General features: G+C 52.9%; 16 protein-coding genes. 3 read left to right on the top strand and 13 right to left on the bottom strand.

Annotated elements, in window-relative coordinates; translation table 11 throughout:
• Positions 1–8 precede the first annotated feature (8 nt).
• A complete protein-coding gene (locus tag N685_RS0109005; protein ID WP_031407646.1) occupies positions 9–359 on the bottom strand; it encodes an SCP2 sterol-binding domain-containing protein in 351 nt (116 codons plus the stop codon).
• Positions 360–494: 135 nt separating this feature from the next.
• The gene (locus tag N685_RS0109000; RefSeq protein ID WP_031407645.1) at positions 495–1,007 is read right to left on the bottom strand and encodes a hypothetical protein; all 513 of its coding nucleotides are present in this window, start codon (positions 1,005–1,007) and stop codon (positions 495–497) included.
• Between the two features lie 518 nt (positions 1,008–1,525).
• Between N685_RS0109000 and N685_RS0108990 the strand changes: the two genes are divergently transcribed.
• Together N685_RS0108990 and N685_RS0108985 are read left to right on the top strand one after the other, a co-directional pair.
• Entirely contained in the window at positions 1,526–3,037 is a 1,512-nt protein-coding gene (locus N685_RS0108990; RefSeq protein ID WP_031407643.1) for a DHA2 family efflux MFS transporter permease subunit, read from the top strand.
• 97 nt (positions 3,038–3,134) lie between these two features.
• Positions 3,135–3,740, top strand: a complete 606-nt coding sequence (locus N685_RS0108985; RefSeq protein ID WP_031407642.1) for an acyl-CoA-like ligand-binding transcription factor — start codon at positions 3,135–3,137, stop codon at positions 3,738–3,740.
• 131 nt (positions 3,741–3,871) lie between these two features.
• Here the strand turns inward: N685_RS0108985 and N685_RS0108980 are convergent, their stop codons facing one another.
• The 7 genes from N685_RS0108980 to sppA all read right to left on the bottom strand — a co-directional run bounded on the left by N685_RS0108980 (position 3,872) and on the right by sppA (position 9,949).
• Positions 3,872–5,062: an acetate kinase gene (locus N685_RS0108980; protein ID WP_031407641.1), complete on the bottom strand. Its 1,191-nt coding sequence runs from the start codon at positions 5,060–5,062 to the stop codon at positions 3,872–3,874.
• A gap of 343 nt (positions 5,063–5,405) precedes the next feature.
• On the bottom strand, positions 5,406–6,395 hold the full coding sequence (locus N685_RS0108970) for a class I SAM-dependent methyltransferase (RefSeq protein ID WP_031407639.1): 990 nt from the start codon (positions 6,393–6,395) through the stop codon (positions 5,406–5,408).
• Positions 6,396–6,560: 165 nt separating this feature from the next.
• Complete coding sequence (gene tpx, locus N685_RS0108965) at positions 6,561–7,061, bottom strand: thiol peroxidase (RefSeq protein WP_031407638.1); 501 nt, start codon at positions 7,059–7,061, stop codon at positions 6,561–6,563.
• A gap of 122 nt (positions 7,062–7,183) precedes the next feature.
• Positions 7,184–7,648, bottom strand: a complete 465-nt coding sequence (ytfJ, locus tag N685_RS0108960; RefSeq protein ID WP_031407637.1) for a GerW family sporulation protein — start codon at positions 7,646–7,648, stop codon at positions 7,184–7,186.
• Positions 7,649–7,659: 11 nt separating this feature from the next.
• Positions 7,660–8,349: a DUF2953 domain-containing protein gene (locus N685_RS0108955; protein ID WP_031407636.1), complete on the bottom strand. Its 690-nt coding sequence runs from the start codon at positions 8,347–8,349 to the stop codon at positions 7,660–7,662.
• Between the two features lie 108 nt (positions 8,350–8,457).
• Positions 8,458–8,928: an RDD family protein gene (locus N685_RS0108950; protein WP_031407635.1), complete on the bottom strand. Its 471-nt coding sequence runs from the start codon at positions 8,926–8,928 to the stop codon at positions 8,458–8,460.
• Between the two features lie 13 nt (positions 8,929–8,941).
• Positions 8,942–9,949, bottom strand: coding sequence for a signal peptide peptidase SppA (gene sppA / locus N685_RS0108945; protein ID WP_031407634.1), 1,008 nt, complete (start codon positions 9,947–9,949; stop codon positions 8,942–8,944).
• Positions 9,950–10,055: 106 nt separating this feature from the next.
• Here sppA and N685_RS0108940 point away from each other — a divergent pair, with 106 nt between their 5' ends.
• Positions 10,056–10,859 carry an NAD kinase gene (locus N685_RS0108940; RefSeq protein ID WP_031407633.1) on the top strand — a complete coding sequence of 268 codons (804 nt, stop codon included), beginning with the start codon at positions 10,056–10,058 and terminating at the stop codon, positions 10,857–10,859.
• A gap of 134 nt (positions 10,860–10,993) precedes the next feature.
• Here the strand turns inward: N685_RS0108940 and mbcS are convergent, their stop codons facing one another.
• From mbcS to N685_RS0108920, 4 genes are all read right to left on the bottom strand, one after another.
• On the bottom strand, positions 10,994–12,586 hold the full coding sequence (gene mbcS / locus N685_RS0108935; protein WP_031407632.1) for an acyl-CoA synthetase MbcS: 1,593 nt from the start codon (positions 12,584–12,586) through the stop codon (positions 10,994–10,996).
• Between the two features lie 137 nt (positions 12,587–12,723).
• The gene (locus N685_RS0108930) at positions 12,724–12,927 is read right to left on the bottom strand and encodes an alpha/beta-type small acid-soluble spore protein (RefSeq protein WP_031407631.1); all 204 of its coding nucleotides are present in this window, start codon (positions 12,925–12,927) and stop codon (positions 12,724–12,726) included.
• An 81-nt stretch (positions 12,928–13,008) separates the two neighbouring features.
• Positions 13,009–14,214, bottom strand: coding sequence for a tRNA uracil 4-sulfurtransferase ThiI (gene thiI, locus N685_RS0108925; protein ID WP_031407630.1), 1,206 nt, complete (start codon positions 14,212–14,214; stop codon positions 13,009–13,011).
• Positions 14,215–14,218: 4 nt separating this feature from the next.
• Complete coding sequence (locus N685_RS0108920; protein WP_031407629.1) at positions 14,219–15,364, bottom strand: cysteine desulfurase family protein; 1,146 nt, start codon at positions 15,362–15,364, stop codon at positions 14,219–14,221.
• Positions 15,365–15,619 lie beyond the last annotated feature (255 nt).

Below are 15,619 nucleotides of genomic sequence, written 5' to 3'. Positions count from 1 at the left end.
TGGTGTGCTTATTGGTTTTGATTGGCGCTGTTATAGGCGGACAGCACTTCTTGAAGACGCAGCGCCAGCCCCATATCCCCATCAATGCGAAGCCGCCCGCTCATAAACGCTTCCGTTCCGTTGAGCTCGCCGTCGACCATTTTTTTAAAATCGTCGCTGTCCATGCTGAGCGTGCAATCCGGTGTTTCTTGCTCTCCTTCAATGACAAATCCCGCATCTGGACGAAGGACGACTTGGTACACCCCCGCATCAGACCCGCTTAAGTTAAACTGGTACACCGCGACAATCCCGTCAGCGCGGGATGGGTCTTCTCTCAATTGCGAATCGATCAGTTGGAAAATGTCTCTTACCGTCGTCATCTTCATGACCTCCTTAAAATTTAGAACTATCTGAAATCTCGTTTTGTACTTTTACTATATCGCCTTTCCGTTTCACGTCCTATCCCGAAAATCGTCGGAACTTTCTTTCCTCCTGCGCGGCGCTCCCCGATGTTTTTATGCTTTTAAAGCATGGAGAAGCGCGCGCTCATCAATCAGTTCCAAATAGCGCCGATAAAGTGGAAACGCCGGCACGATGCGCGACAACAGCTGGAGCGCCTTCGCTTTCGATCCTTTTGCCTTCATTTTTCCGGTCATGAGCGCCAATGGAACGTTGATGTTGCCGCCCCAAAATTGGTGGGCGACATCCCCGGTTGTCTGAATGGCGACATCAGGCTGATCAAGAACCCGGCCGAACAGCACTTCGTAATGTTCGCCGGGCTTTGGCCGCCTCGCATCGATGCTGATGACCGCCTCCGGATCGGTCAAATAAAAGACGAACGCGGCGCGGGAACGGCGGATTTGCTCGCCGATGCGATTGATTTGCTCCAATTCGTTCCCTTGTTCATAATAGGCGGGATGATGCCCCCACCATGCGCGCAGCTCTTCCCATGTTCGTTCACGAGTCGCAATATTCATGAATTCACCGATGACCCGATAAAAATGGACATCATCACGAAAAATAGGCACGTCCATTCCCTCCTTCCATACCTTTCTCCCCTTCCACCATAAGTCAAAACAAAACGATGCACCATTCCGAATTTTGAGGGGGAAACAAACCAGCCAAGATACCGGGATAGCCGCCGGCCCCCCCTCTCCAGAAGCGAAAAATCGATGTTGCTGCACATATGAAATATCCCTCACATCATTCATCCTGCTAACCGTTGCCACACAATTCGGCGAGCTTGGCCAGGTTCAGATTATGGTTGCGCCATACTTTCGGTTCTTAGGCAAAACAATGAGGGCAGATCTAAAGTATGCTGCAAGCATGTTGGTTCTTTTCCCCTCTCCTTTCGAGCTTCGACCACCTCCAGGGCTAGTTTTCTTGATTGAAGATAAACTGTTTTTCAATGGTGGCCTGACTTCCATGGAAGGCACTGAATTCTACCTCCAAAAAAAAGATATAAAATATAAATTGACATTTACATTCATTTTATATAAAATTCCAAATGAAATATAATATCATTACAGAAAGAGAGGGATTATACATGCAAAACACCAATATGAAAAGATGGTGGATTCTTGGTTCATTATCACTAGGTTTGATTGCAGTAGGGCTAGATATCACGATTTTGAATGTAGCGTTGCCAACTTTAGCCACAGAACTCCATGCGTCAACAAGCGATCTTCAATGGTTTGTAGATTCGTACAATTTGGCCATGGCCGCCTTCCTTCTTCCAGCCGGCATGCTAGGTGACCGTTTCGGTCGGAAAAGGCTGCTGTTATTTGCCTTATGTTTATTTGGATTGGCTTCTATAGGCTGCGCTTATTCCAATTCTCCGGAAATATTGATCTGGATGAGGGCATTTCTTGGATTAGGAGCCGCTTTTCTGATCCCATTATCGATCTCCATTCTTCCTGTGCTGTTTTCCGAACGGGAGCGCACGAAGGCAATGATGATTTGGGCGACAGCGAATATGTTGGGGATTCCGCTTGGCCCCATTGTCGGCGGATGGTTGCTTGAACATTACCAATGGGGATCGGTCTTCTTATTGAATCTTCCCTTTGTTGTTGTCGCGCTTGCAGCGGTCTCTTGGCTCATGCCGGAGTCGCGCAGCCCTCATCATTCTAAACTCGACTGGCTCGGAGTCTTGACATCAAGCACCGGTCTTGTATCGATCACGTATGGAGCCATTAAAGCTGGAGAAAAAGGATGGAGCCATAATGAAGTCATTCTCTTTCTGGCCATTGGATGCTTCATGCTGTCTGTGTTTGCCATATTGGAGAAAAAGGTCAAACATCCACTTGTTGATCTGTCCCTTTTTCGCTCCCGCAGCTTTACTTTCGGGGCGATATTAGCCACATTGGCCACATATGCGCTGTTCGGTCTCTTATTCACGTTGCCCCAATATTTCCAATCAGTAGAAGGCAACGATACACTGGAAACAGGTTTGCGTTTGCTCCCTCTCATTGGAGGGCTGATCGTCGGAGCCAAGTCGGCCGATTTCCTCTTGGAAAAAATCGGACCCAAAAGCAATGCCTTCATCGGTTTTGTCTTTCTTGCCATCGGGTTAGGCATCGGCGGAACGACGCAGATCGACCATCCATACAAATTTATCGCTCTTTGGATCACGATAGTGGGGATCGGCTTAGGATTAGCGCTTCCCACTGCCATGGATGCAGCTTTAGGAGAACTGTCGGCGGAACGAAGCGGTGTTGGTTCAGCACTCATTATGGCATTGCGGCAAGCCGGAGGGTCGATTGGAGTAGCCGTTTTAGGCACGATTGTAAATTCACAGTATCGCAGTCGTATAGAAGCAATCCAGTTGCCGAGTCAGCTTAAACATATAGTGAAACAAAGCGTATCAACAGGGGTGGAAGCAGCACATCAAATCCAATCGATGCAACTACTCTCTTCTGTGCGCAAAGCTTTTGTTCATGGAATGGAGGCCATGCTATGGACGTGTTGCGGAATCGCGATATTGGGCGCAATTTTGTCGTTCGCCTTTTTGCCTAACCAATTCTCTAGCAAATCAAAACAAAGAATGTCAGTCCATTAAATGACGGATTTGTGCCCCTGATGAAAAAGCTGTACACTATAGATAAAGACAATATCTCTTATTTTCCTCAGACAATCTATGGGGCGGAGGTGAAATGATGTCTTCACAGGAGCAACCTCAATCAGGGCTAAGAGAGCGAAAAAAAGCGAAGACAAGAGCACTCATTCAACAAAGCGCCTTGCGCCTCTTTCGCGAGCAAGGCTACCATGCAACAACAGTCGAGCAAATCGCGAATGCGGCCGAAATCTCGCCCAGCACCTTTTTTCGTTATTTTCCAACAAAAGAATCGGTTGTGTTAGACGACGATTATGATCCGCTGATCATAGATGCATTCCGGAAACAACCACATCACCTTCATCCGATTCAAGCGTTTCGTCTGGCGCTGAAAGAAGTGTTTAACAGTCTGTCTGAAGCTGAGCGTTCTGCCATTCGCGAGCGCATCGAACTTGCTTTGACAGTGCGGGAACTGCGGGCAGCGGCATTTCATCAAGTCACCGCAACCGCGGAAATGATTTCTCGACTGTTAGCCGAACGTATGAGCCGCAAGCATGATGACATTTTTGTGCTCACTCTTACTGGAGCATTAATGGGAGCAGTATTATCAATGCAATTTTATTGTGTCCAGCATCATGAAACGGACTATATGAAGGTAATCGACGAAGCATTGGGATATTTAGAAAAAGGATTTGCTTTGCCAACCTAGCGGCTGTTCCTTTTCCACATGTTTTCTGTTCAGCTTGCTCAATAATGAAAAGGCTGTTCCAAAAGGTCAAAATACGATCTTTTGTGAACAGCCTTTTGTTTGTTGATTTATGAAACTCCTTGGCTCTTTGTTTACAAATTCGCCAACCGCATCACATCGCGGGCGATCATCAACTCTTCATTGGTCGGGATGACGAGCACTTTGACCGGCGAATGAGGATAGCTGATGAACGCTTCCTTGCCGCGCACTTTGTTGAGGATCGGATCCCAGTAAACTCCCATAAACTCGAGGCCGCGCAAGACTTTCGCCCGCACGACTTCGCTGTTTTCGCCGATGCCGGCGGTGAAGATGATGGCATCGACCCCGCACATGCGCGCCGCATACGAGCCGATGTATTTATGAATCCGGTTCGCAAACACTTCAAGCGCGAGTTCCGCGCGCTCATTTCCTTCGGCGGCCGCTTTTTCCAAGTCGCGCAAATCGCTCGAAATGCCGGATATGCCGAGCATGCCGCTCTTTTTGTTCAGCACCTCAATCACTTCATCGGCGGTCATTCCCGTTTTTTCCATAATGTACGGGATGAGCGCCGGGTCGATGTTGCCGGAGCGCGTCCCCATCGCCACGCCGGCTAATGGCGTAAAGCCCATGGACGTGTCGATCGACTTGCCGCCCTCCACCGCCGCGATGCTCGCCCCGTTGCCTAAATGGCACGAGATGAGGCGCAGCTGTTCGATCGGCCGGCCGAGAAGCTCCGCCGCCCGCTGGGTGACGTATTTGTGCGACGTGCCGTGGAAGCCGTATTTGCGAATGCCGAATTTCGTGTAATACTCATACGGCAAGCTGTATAAAAACGACTGTTCCGGCATCGTTTGGTGAAACGCCGTATCAAACACCGCCACCGCCGGCACGTTTGGCAGCACTTCCTGAAACGCCCGAATGCCGACGAGGTTGGCCGGGTTATGGAGCGGAGCGAGCTCGGACACTTCTTCAATTTGCTTGATAACATCCTCGGTGATGAGCACCGAATCGCTGAACTTTTCGCCGCCGTGGACGACGCGGTGCCCGATGCCGTCGATCTCGTCAAACGAACGGATGATGCCGTAGCGAATGAGTTTATCAAGCAGCATTTTCACCGCCGCGGCATGATCCGGAATCGCCGTCACTTCTTGATGTTTTTCGCCGTTCACGACGATGGTGAAAATCGCGTCGTCAAAGCCAATCCGTTCGACAACCCCTTTGGTCAACACCGTTTCCGCCGGCATCTCAAACAGCTGAAACTTCAACGAGGAACTTCCTGCATTAATGGCTAGCACTTTCGCCATCGAAAACACAGCTCCTTTTTTGCCAAAATCCGATCACGCTTACCGTTAGTGTGCGCGATTGAGCGCCGTTTCACTATGCCTTTTTCATTGTATGCCTCCCGTTTTCCCGTTTCAAGCGCGGCTTTGTTTCGCAACCGGTTGCAAGAAAAAGTTTTTATGTTGCGAAAAATGAAAACGACGCTGATCAAAAAGGGCGGTGAAAGAGCGGCCTTGATCATCGAGAAACCCCTCTTCCACGCGTGAGCGCAAGGAGGGAGGAAGAGGCAACTTCCCGTTTGGCGAATGGGCTTGACGGGTCAGTGATCAAAAAGGGTGTCCCGTTGCCATTGGGGACACCCTCTTGTCACTGTTCTTTTTCCGCGGTGATCCAGGCGTCGATTTTTGCCATCATCGCCTGCATCGCTGATTTGTTGGAAAATCTAGGCAAATCGACAAGCAGCACGTGTTTTGGCTTTTTGACGTTCGGCCCTTTCTTTTGCAAAATAAACACGCTTTTGGCCGCCTGATCGTTTTTAAACATCGACAGCGGCAGCTGCAAGACTCCTTGGACGATGGCCGCCTCTTTTAAAAATTCGTTCAGCTGCCCCGCCTGCGGGCTCGAGAACAACGTATTCGGGATGAGGAAAAACAAGTAGCCCCCCTCTTTCGTATAGCGCAAGCTTTGCTCGATGAACAAATGGTGGGCGTACGACTTTCCTTCGTTTGCTTTTAAGGCGAAGCGGGCGGCATTGTCGTCATCCGGGTAATAGCCGACCGGCAGATCGCAGACGACAACATCAACCGGCTCGACAAACAGCGGCCTTAGACTGTCTTGGTTAAACAGTTGCACCGGATGCTTTTGCAAGTTCGCGTTGACATAGGCCAATTTGATGAGCAGGTCGTCGACATCGCTGCCGTAGCTGGCCGCCTGTTTGCCCCGAAGGCCGTTTAACACCGCCGTCAATAAATTCGCCGTGCCGACGGCCGGGTCGAGGACCGTCACCGCCAAATGCGATCGCGTAAACTCGCGGACTAAATGGGCCAAAAACAAGCTGACCGCATCCGGGGTCATTTGATGATGCGGCTGGACATGCTTTCGCATCCCTTTTAGCACCGCCAACTGGAACGCTTTGCGGATGTCTTCGTTTTGAAACCGTTCCAGCATCAGTTCGCGATACTGCTTTTTCAACCGTTTCGCGTTCAGCTCACTCACTTCGTCTTGCAACACGTCGCCGTGAAACAAATTTTCCCCCGTCTCCGCAACGGCTTCCAAATACGTGCATTGCAATTCTTCTTGCAAAATCTGGGCCGTCTCGTCGAATACGGTGAACAACCGTTCGACTGGCGTCATCATCTATACGTCCCCACCTTTCTGCCAACGTCCCTTCTGTATATTGTACGACCGTCCGTCTCACGCCGCAAGAAAGGCGCCGATAGAAACGAGAAAAGGCCCCGAACGAGTCGGGGCCGCTGTGATCAAAGCGAGCAACCTATGCAGGCGGATGTCCGCCGCTCATCGTTATTTCGCCGCTTTCGCCGCTTCAATCGCCGCTTCGTAGTTCGGGTGGTTCGTCACTTCCGGCACGTATTCAACATACGTCACCGTGTCATTGCTGTCGATGACAAACACGGCGCGGGCAAGCAGGCGCAGCTCCTTGATCAAGACGCCGTATGCCTGTCCGAACGAGACATCGCGATGGTCGGACAACACTTGCACGTTCTCAATGCCGGCGGCGCCGCACCACCGCTTTTGCGCAAACGGCAAATCGACGCTGATCGTCAACACTTTCACGTTGTCCAGCTTCGCCGCTTCTTCATTGAATCGGCGCGTCTGCGCATCGCAAACCCCGGTATCGAGCGACGGAACGACGCTGATCAGACGGACGTGCCCTTTCGTATCCGCGAGCGTCACTTCCTGCAAGTTTTGATCAAGCACGGTGAAATCCGGCGCTTTGTCGCCGACTTTCACTTCGTTGCCGACAAGCGTCACCGGCTGCCCTTTAAACGTCACATGGGCCATGGGCTCTCTCCCCCTTTAGAAAAATATGTACTACTTCCATACTAAAACGTGGAACGGAATTTTTCAACGATTTTGTCCGGTTGCGCCGCCAAACGGAAAAACGCCGGACGCCAGCGGTCCGGCTAAATGTCAAAGTCGTTCGCTCTTTCGTGTGCGACACCGTCTTTCTTGTTTTTCTTCAGCATCGCCTGAATCTTCTCGAACGCCTGCGGAGCGACATCGAGAATTTTTTCGTATAAGTGCGTGCTTTCGTCCAGATGGAGCAGCTTCACCCCAGACGAGTTGACGACGAGAAACGCAATCGGCGTAATCGACACGCCGCCGCCGCTGCCGCCGCCAAACGGATGTCCGTTCCCTTGAGCCTGCCCGTTTCCGCCGGCTTGTGTTCCTTGATGGCCATTTTGTTGGCCGTCAAGCATAAACTCGCTGCCGCCGGCGGCAAAGCCAAACCCGACTTTCGAGACGGTTAAAATGACGCTGCCATCCGGCGTCTCGACCGGGTCACCGATAATCGTATTGACGTCAATCATTTGTTTTAAGTTTTCCATCGCTGTTGTCATCAGCCCTTGAATCGGATGGTTCGTCATGCTCATTCCTCCTAGTAGCCTTCATTTGCCTGCTTGGCCGCCAATGGATTCCGCTTTGGCGGCTGCCGTCCGCGCCAATGTTTGATCACTCGCCATCCTGCTACCATAGCATGCCCGATTCGAAAGTGAATCATACATAAAAACATTGTTTCCGAGGCAGTCCGGTCATATGCCGGCATGACGGCGACAGCGGGGGTCGTTTTCATGTTCATGCAGCGGCTGGCGGCGCCGATGATCATGTATTTCAATGACCAGCCAAGCCCCACAAGCAAGCCGGTTGACGCGGCGTCGCCGGTGCCGATTCTCGTTTTCCATTCCCATTTCGTAATCGTCACGTGGCGATAAAATTGTTTCATAATTTCATGCAAGTCGACGACTTGCTCGAGAAACCGTTTCAGCTGCCGAAACAGGTCGGCGATTTTTTGCGGCGTCACTGTTCCTCTCTTTTCCTCTTTTCCGCGCGTCCCCCCCATTCCTTTTTTATGGAGAAACGCCACCCCCGGCGCATCCGGGTCCATATCCACCTTGATCAACGGGATGCGAACCGTGTAGCGGAGGAGGCCAAAGAGCGTGCGCACGACAATTTTGGCTTCGTCATCATCTTGCCTATGCCGAAACACAATCGTCACCGATACTTTCATCCAAGCGACGAGAAGAAGCAAAAGAACAACCGTTGCGATGACCGCGATGACTGCTTTCAATGTCCGTCCTCCCTTTCATCATCCATTGTCGCCATCTGAAAAAAAAATAAACCTGCCGTTTCGGCAGGTGGCCATCTTATACAACTTCTTCCCGTCGAGGCGGGCGGATCACTCGCGGATGACGATCGTATCGGCAAACTGATCGTGCATTCCTTTTTTCTTTTCGGAAAAAGCTACGAACAAAAAGCCGATAAAAAACAACGTCTTGGAAATGAACTTGCCGATGACTTCGCGGAACAGCACAGTAAGCCATGTCAAAGGCTCGCCGCGTTCATCGGCCACTTTCAGGCCGAACACCATTTTGCCAAGCGTCTGTCCGAACCATTTTGTCATCAACACGAAATAGGCGTAAAAGACGACCGCTGCCGCAACCGCCGCCGGCGCGAACAAACCGTCCCGCGTAAGCGGCCAATCGAACAGGCGGAAAAGCGGCCAGACGACAAGCCGGTTGAGGCTCGAGACGACGATGACATCGAGCCAATACGCCCAAAAGCGGAGCCAAAAGCCGCCGTAGCAGAGGGGGCGTTCCGCCGGCGGAAGAGGGTCCATCGGCGGCGCCGTCGCTTGCATGTCTGTCATGTTCCCACTTCCTTTACTCAGCGTATAAATACATGAGCCGCGGCGAGGAGGGACGCGACAGCAGGCGGATCAGCCCCGCCGCCTCGCTGTCCGGCTTCATCCGGTTCGACGCCATTTCCAACAGCGAACTCCACGGCGCATCGTTTACGTATTTTACGACTTGGGCGCCGGTTAAATGATGCTCTTTTTTGAGCGCAGCGATGGCGTCATCCAAGTAGCCGAACTCGTCGACAAGGCGGAGCGCCTTCGCCTGGCGGCCATCATAAATGCGGCCGTCCGCCAGCTTGCGCACCGTGTCTTCCGGCAGCTTTCTCCCTTTGGCTACCACATCAACAAACGCTTCATACGACTGGTTGATCAGGCGCTGCAAAAGATCGCGCTCCGCCTCGGTCATTTTGCGCGCCGGATTCATGATGTCTTTGTACGGCCCGCTTTTGATCGTGACAAGCTCCACGCCGTACTTCTTTGCCAGCCCTTCATAGTTGACGCTTTGCATGATGACGCCGATGGAGCCGGTGATCGTCTCCGGGCTGGCGAAAATTTTATCGCCGGCTGTCGCGATGTAGTAGCCGCCGGAAGCCGCCATCGCTCCCATCGATACGTACACCGGCTTATGGGTTTTCTTTTTCAGTTTCATCAGCTGATCGTAAATTTCCGCGCTTTCCGCGACCCCGCCGCCCGGCGAATTGATGCGCAAGATGATCGCTTTGACGTCTGAATCTTCTTTCGCCTGTTGGATCATTTGCAAAAACGTCTGGTGGTTGTACGTCGATGAGGAAAGAAGCGACTCGGCTTCCCCCGCCTCTTGAATGACGCCGTTCACTTCCAGCACGGCGATTTTTTTCAGTGGATCGCCGTCTTCCACCACTTCTTCCGTAAACGGCGCCTCAATGAGCGCCAGCCAGCTTTCCGACCAGCCGCCGGCCTTGTCAGACAAGAGAGCGCCGACCGCTTGAACGAGCACCGAGATCACAAACAAGGCCGCGGCGATGGCCAACGCCGTCCATCGTTTTCGATTCATCGTTCTCCCCCTGAATCAGTTCCCATATTTTTAGAATGGATGGAAAATGTGGTACAATATTTATTGTACACGGAAACACGGAATCATGCCAGCAGGAGGGCAAAACATGGATATGGAACGCAACCGTCTTTATTTTTTTTATAAGCGCGACGACGAGCTTGTCGAGCGGGTCAAGCCGCTTGTGAAACTGGCGGAGCGCGGGCCGTTTGTGGTCGTCGACGACTATCGGGAAGCGAACATCATCGTCAGCATCGGGGATGACGGCGCGTTTTTGCAGGCGGTGCGGCAGACGGGATTTCTTCCCGACCGTTTGTACGTCGGCGTGTCCGTCTTGCCGGCGCGTGGATTTTACTGCGATTTCCATATTGACGACATCGATCATATGGTGGAAGCGGCGAAAAATTGGAAGCTCGAGGTGCGGCGCTACCCGATCATCGAAGTGACAATCGACGGTGCGGCTTCGTTTTTCTGCTTAAACGAATGTTCGATCCGTTCGCAAATCATTAAAACGATGGCGATCGACGTCTTCATCGATGACTTGCATTTCGAGACGTTCCGCGGCGACGGCATCATCGTGTCGACGCCAACCGGCAGCACCGGCTACAATAAATCGGTGCACGGGGCGGTCGTCGATCCGCTCCTGCCGTGCTTTCAAGTGAGCGAGCTCGCCTCGCTCAACAGCAACCGCTATCGGACGCTCGGTTCGCCGTTCATTTTGAGCGGCTCGCGGACGTTGACGCTGAAAATGTCAGAGGAAACCAGCCATTTCCCGATCATCGGCCTCGACAATGAAGCGCTCAGCATCCAGCATATTGAACGGATTGACATCCGCTTGAGCGACCGGGTGGTCAAAACGGTGCGCCTAAAAGACAATTCGTTCTGGGATAAAGTAAAACGCGTCTTTTTGTAAGACGCTTGAAAAAAGGGTGCTCTGCTGAGGCAGAACACCCTTTTTGATTGCCAAACGACTCACAGAGCGGCATTTTTCGCTGCGCGGACATCGCTCTGCTTCCGGCAGCGGCCAGCTCAACCGGCTCTTTCCGCTTACGACGACCGGCCGGCAAAGCGGGCTTCCCGCTCGCGCAGCTCGACGCGGCGAATTTTTCCAGACGCCGTTTTCGGCAAATCATCGACAAACTCGATTTTGCGCGGGTATTTATACGGCGCCGTCAACTGTTTCACATGTTCTTGCAGGGCTGGAATCAAAGATGGATCGTCTTTGTCGATCCCGTCGCGCAGCACGACGAACGCTTTCACCACATGGCCGCGCACTTCATCCGGACTGGCGACGACGGCGCACTCTTTGACGGCTGGATGCTTGACAAGCGCGTCTTCCACTTCAAACGGGCCGATCGTATAGCCGGCGCTGATGATGATGTCATCCCCGCGGCCTTCAAACCAGAAATAGCCGTCCTCGTCTTTGCGCGCTTTGTCCCCCGTGATGTAGTAGTCGCCGCGGAACTGCATCGCCGTCCGCTCTGGATCTTTGTAATAATACTTAAACAGCGCCGGCGTTTCGATATGAACGGCGATGTCGCCGACTTGTCCGGGCGGGCACGGCTCGCCGTTTTCATCGATAATTTCGACGCGGTTGCCCGGCGTCGGTTTTCCCATCGAACCCGGCTTGATGGGCATTCCTTTCATGACGCCGACAAGCAGCGTGTTCTCCGTCTGCCCGTAGCCGTCGCGCACTTCGACGCCGAAATGCTTGGCGAACGTGTCGATCACTTCGCGGTTGAGCGGCTCACCGGCGGACACGGCGCTGTGCAAATGGGATAGGTTATAACGGCCGATGTCCGGCACTTTCGCCATCAAACGATACTCCGTCGGCGTGCAGCACAGCACATTGATGTTGTATTTTTCTAATAGCTGTAAATATTTTTCCGGCTCAAAGCGGCCGTAGTAGACGAAACCGGTCGCCCCCGAGCCGAGCACCGATAAAAACGGACTCCAAATCCATTTTTGCCATCCCGGTCCGGCTGTCGCCCACACAAGGTCGCCCTCTTCAATGCACAGCCAGTTTTTCGCGGCGGTGCGCAAATGGGCGTATGCCCAGCCATGGCAATGGACGACTCCTTTCGGATTGCCGGTTGTGCCGGACGTGTACGACAAAAACGCCATATCGTCGCGCGAGGTGTCCGCCGCCTCAAGCGTTGCGCTCTCGCCCGCCATGGCGTCTTCAAGCGGAATCCATCCGTCCCGGGGTTCTCCGATGACGAACTTCGTCAAACGGTCGATGCCGTCAATCGGCGCAAATTCGTCCGTATACGGCGCATACGCGACGACCGCTTTCGCTTCGCTATGGACGAGCCGATATTGCAAGTCTTTCGTCCGCAGCATCTCCGAGCTTGGGATGACGACAAGCCCGGCTTTGAGCGCCCCTATATATACTTCGTATGTTTCAATGAGGCGCGGCATCATGACGAGCACTTTATCGCCTTTTTCGAGACCGTGCGATAAGAAAGCGTTTCCAATTTGGTTGGCGCGCGCCATCAGACGGCCGTATGTAATCTCTTTCGTTTCTCCTTGCTCGCTCTCCCATTTCAATGCGATCCGATCCGGGTGAGCCGTCGCATGCCGTTCCATTTCCGATGTCAAATTGTAGCGCTCGGGAGCAATCAAATCTTCCCGCCTCATCTTTCCTCTCCCCCTCTATCTTGTTTCGCCGCGGTCGGCATCTCTATTATACAAAATAGTCGTTCTATTTTGAATACCATTTTTCCCATACGAAAGCGGCGGGGGATGCCCCCGCCGCGCAAGCCATCGGTATGAAATTAGAATTGGCGTGCGCCGCCCAATTGTTGCTGCGCCATGGAGACAAGACGTTTCGTGATCTCGCCGCCAACCGAACCGTTGGCGCGCGAAGTCGTGTCAGCGCCTAAGTTCACGCCAAATTCTTGAGCGATCTCATATTTCATTTGCTCCAGCGCTTGTTGCGCACCTGGAACGAGCAGTTGATTGCTGTTGTTGCGTGCCATCTGTTTTCACCTCCTTGTACCTATAGAATGTGTGAAAACAGATGGCGATATGCAGAGATGCTTTTTGGTAAATTTTGAGATTCAAAACAACTCGGCAAACTCGTCCGCCCGTCCGTTTTCTTCGTCAATGACCAGCGTCTCCGTGTCATTGACCGCCTTCTCGAGAAGCGGAGCGAGATCGAGCTGGCTCTCATAATGGAGCACTTTTTCTTTTTTCGGCTTCGTTTTCGGCGCTCTTGGCGTAAAAATGGTGCAACAGTCTTCATAAGGAAGAATGGAAATATCGTGAGTATCGATTCGTTTAGCAATCTCGATAATTTCCATCTTATCCATGGAAACAAGCGGGCGCAAAATTGGGGTGTTGGTCACCTCATTGATCACGTACATGCTTTCTAGCGTCTGGCTTGCGACTTGGCCGAGGCTTTCGCCCGTAACAATCGCCAACGCCCGCTGGCGGCGGCGCAGCTCGTCGGTGATCTTCAGCATCGCCCGCCGAGTCGAAATCAACGAGTACTCGTTTGGAACGCCTTGATAAATGGCTTGTTGCACTTCCGTAAACGGCACGATGTGAAGCTTGATTCTCCCGCCGTATGTCGTCAGTTTGCGCACAAGGTCAATCACTTTTTGCTTCGCCCGTTCGCTTGTAAACGGGGGGCTGAAAAAGTGAACGGCTTCAATTTCCAAACCGCGCTTCATCGCCAAATAACCCGCAACCGGGCTGTCGATGCCGCCGGAGAGCATGAGCATCGCCTTGCCGCTCGTCCCGACCGGCAGGCCGCCGGCGCCGAAAATGTCGCGGCACGTGATATACGTCCCGTCTTGGCGCACTTCAATGCGCACATCAAGATCCGGCTCGCGCACGTTGACCGTCAGTCCGTCCGTATGCCGCAAAATGTGCGCCCCCACCTCGTAGTTCAGTTCGTCGCTTCGATACGGAAACTGCTTGTCGACGCGGCGGGCGCTCACTTTAAACGTTTTTCCTTGGTATGGAAGCTGGCGGACGGCGGCGAGCGCTGTTTTCTTAATGGCGTCAAGATCGTTTTCACACTTCATCGCCAGGCTGAACGAATGAATGCCAAAAACGGTTTTCAGCTTTTCGATGATCGGTTCATGCGGCTCGCCGTTTAATAAAATGTACATTCGGTCGCGCATATATTCAATCTGAATCCGCTCGAACGCCTGCAGTTTGCGGGCAATGTTGTTTTTAAGACGCCGGACGAAGATGTTCCGGTTTTTTCCTTTCGTCGTCATTTCCCCGTAGCGGATCAAAATGCGGTCATAGTTCATCATCTTATTCCGTTACCTCGCTTAACGTTTTGATCGCCTGTTTGATCGCTGCCACTGCGGGCGCGATTTCTTCCCGGCTGTTGTCAAACGACAAGCTGATGCGAATGCCGCGCTCGGCGCGGCCCTCGCCGAGCCCCATGGCCAAAAGCGTCTTGCTCGGCGCCTTCTTTTTCGACGAACAGGCCGACGTCGTGGAGACATAGATTCCGCTTTTCTCCAGCTCGTGAACAAACACTTCCGGCTTGATGCCGCTTTTTAGCGAAAAATTGATGATGTGGGGGGCGGCGCCATCACGCGGCGTGTTGATCTCGATGTCTGGAATCGCCGCAAGCGCTTCAAGCCACTCGTCTTTCAATGCTTGAAGCCGGCCGATGTCCCGCTCGTAGCGCTCGAGCGCCAAGCGAAGCGCCTTCGCCATCGCGACGATGGCGGCGACATTTTCCGTTCCGGACCGAAGCTGCCGCTCCTGCCCGCCGCCGGCAATCAACGGCGCCAGGCGGACGCCTTCGCGGACGTAAAGCAAGCCGGCGCCGCGCAATCCGTGAAATTTATGCGCTGATATCGTGCATAAATCAACGCCGGCTTGCTTCAAGTCGAGCGGCACTTTGCTGATGCCTTGCACCCGATCGACGTGAAACAACGTTTTCGGATAGTGGGCTAAAAGCGCTCCGATTTCTTCGATCGGCTGCACCGTGCCAACTTCGTTATTGACGTGCATCACTGACACGAGAATCGTATCGTCGCGCAGCGCGCGTTCCACTTGCTCAACCGACACCCTTCCTTCGCGGTCGACCGGCAAGTACGTCACCTCAAAACCAAGCTCCTCGAGCTGGCGGCACGGTTCAGCGACAGACGGATGCTCGATTTTCGTCGTAATGATATGGCGGCCGCGCCGCTGATATTGCCAGGCGACTCCTTTGATGGCGAAATTGTTCGCCTCCGTTCCGCCGGAGGTAAAAACGATTTCGTTCGGCTTGACGCGCAGCATGGCGGCGATTTGTTCGCGCGCCTGCGCCAAGAGCCGCTCCGCTTTCATGCCCAACCCATGGAGCGACGACGGATTGGCAAAATAGTTCGTGGCGACGGCGACGAACGAATCGACCACTTCCGGAAATGGTTTGGTCGTCGCGCTGTTGTCAAGATAAATCATCGCTTCCATCCTCCGCTTGTCCTTAGCAGAATATACTTGAACGCTCTCCCAAACCGAAGTCGATCGGCTTTATGCATGACCTTCCCTCCAGCAAAAAAGGAACACACGTTCCTATCGCGTTATTCTATACCATCTGTTCTTTTCGTGCAAGAGGAACATCCGTGATGGGAGAAACCGTTTCAGTCCCACTTACGCTCACGCTAGGAAGGGGGGCTTCTCCATTGGAGATGATAAACAAAATGAGCGCCAATCGGC

The sequence above is a fragment of the Geobacillus vulcani PSS1 genome (genome assembly GCF_000733845.1).
In the GTDB taxonomy this organism is placed as follows: Bacteria; Bacillota; Bacilli; order Bacillales; family Anoxybacillaceae; genus Geobacillus; species Geobacillus vulcani.
Note: the sequence above shows the minus strand (reverse complement) of the source record. Positions and strands in the feature narration are given on the sequence as shown.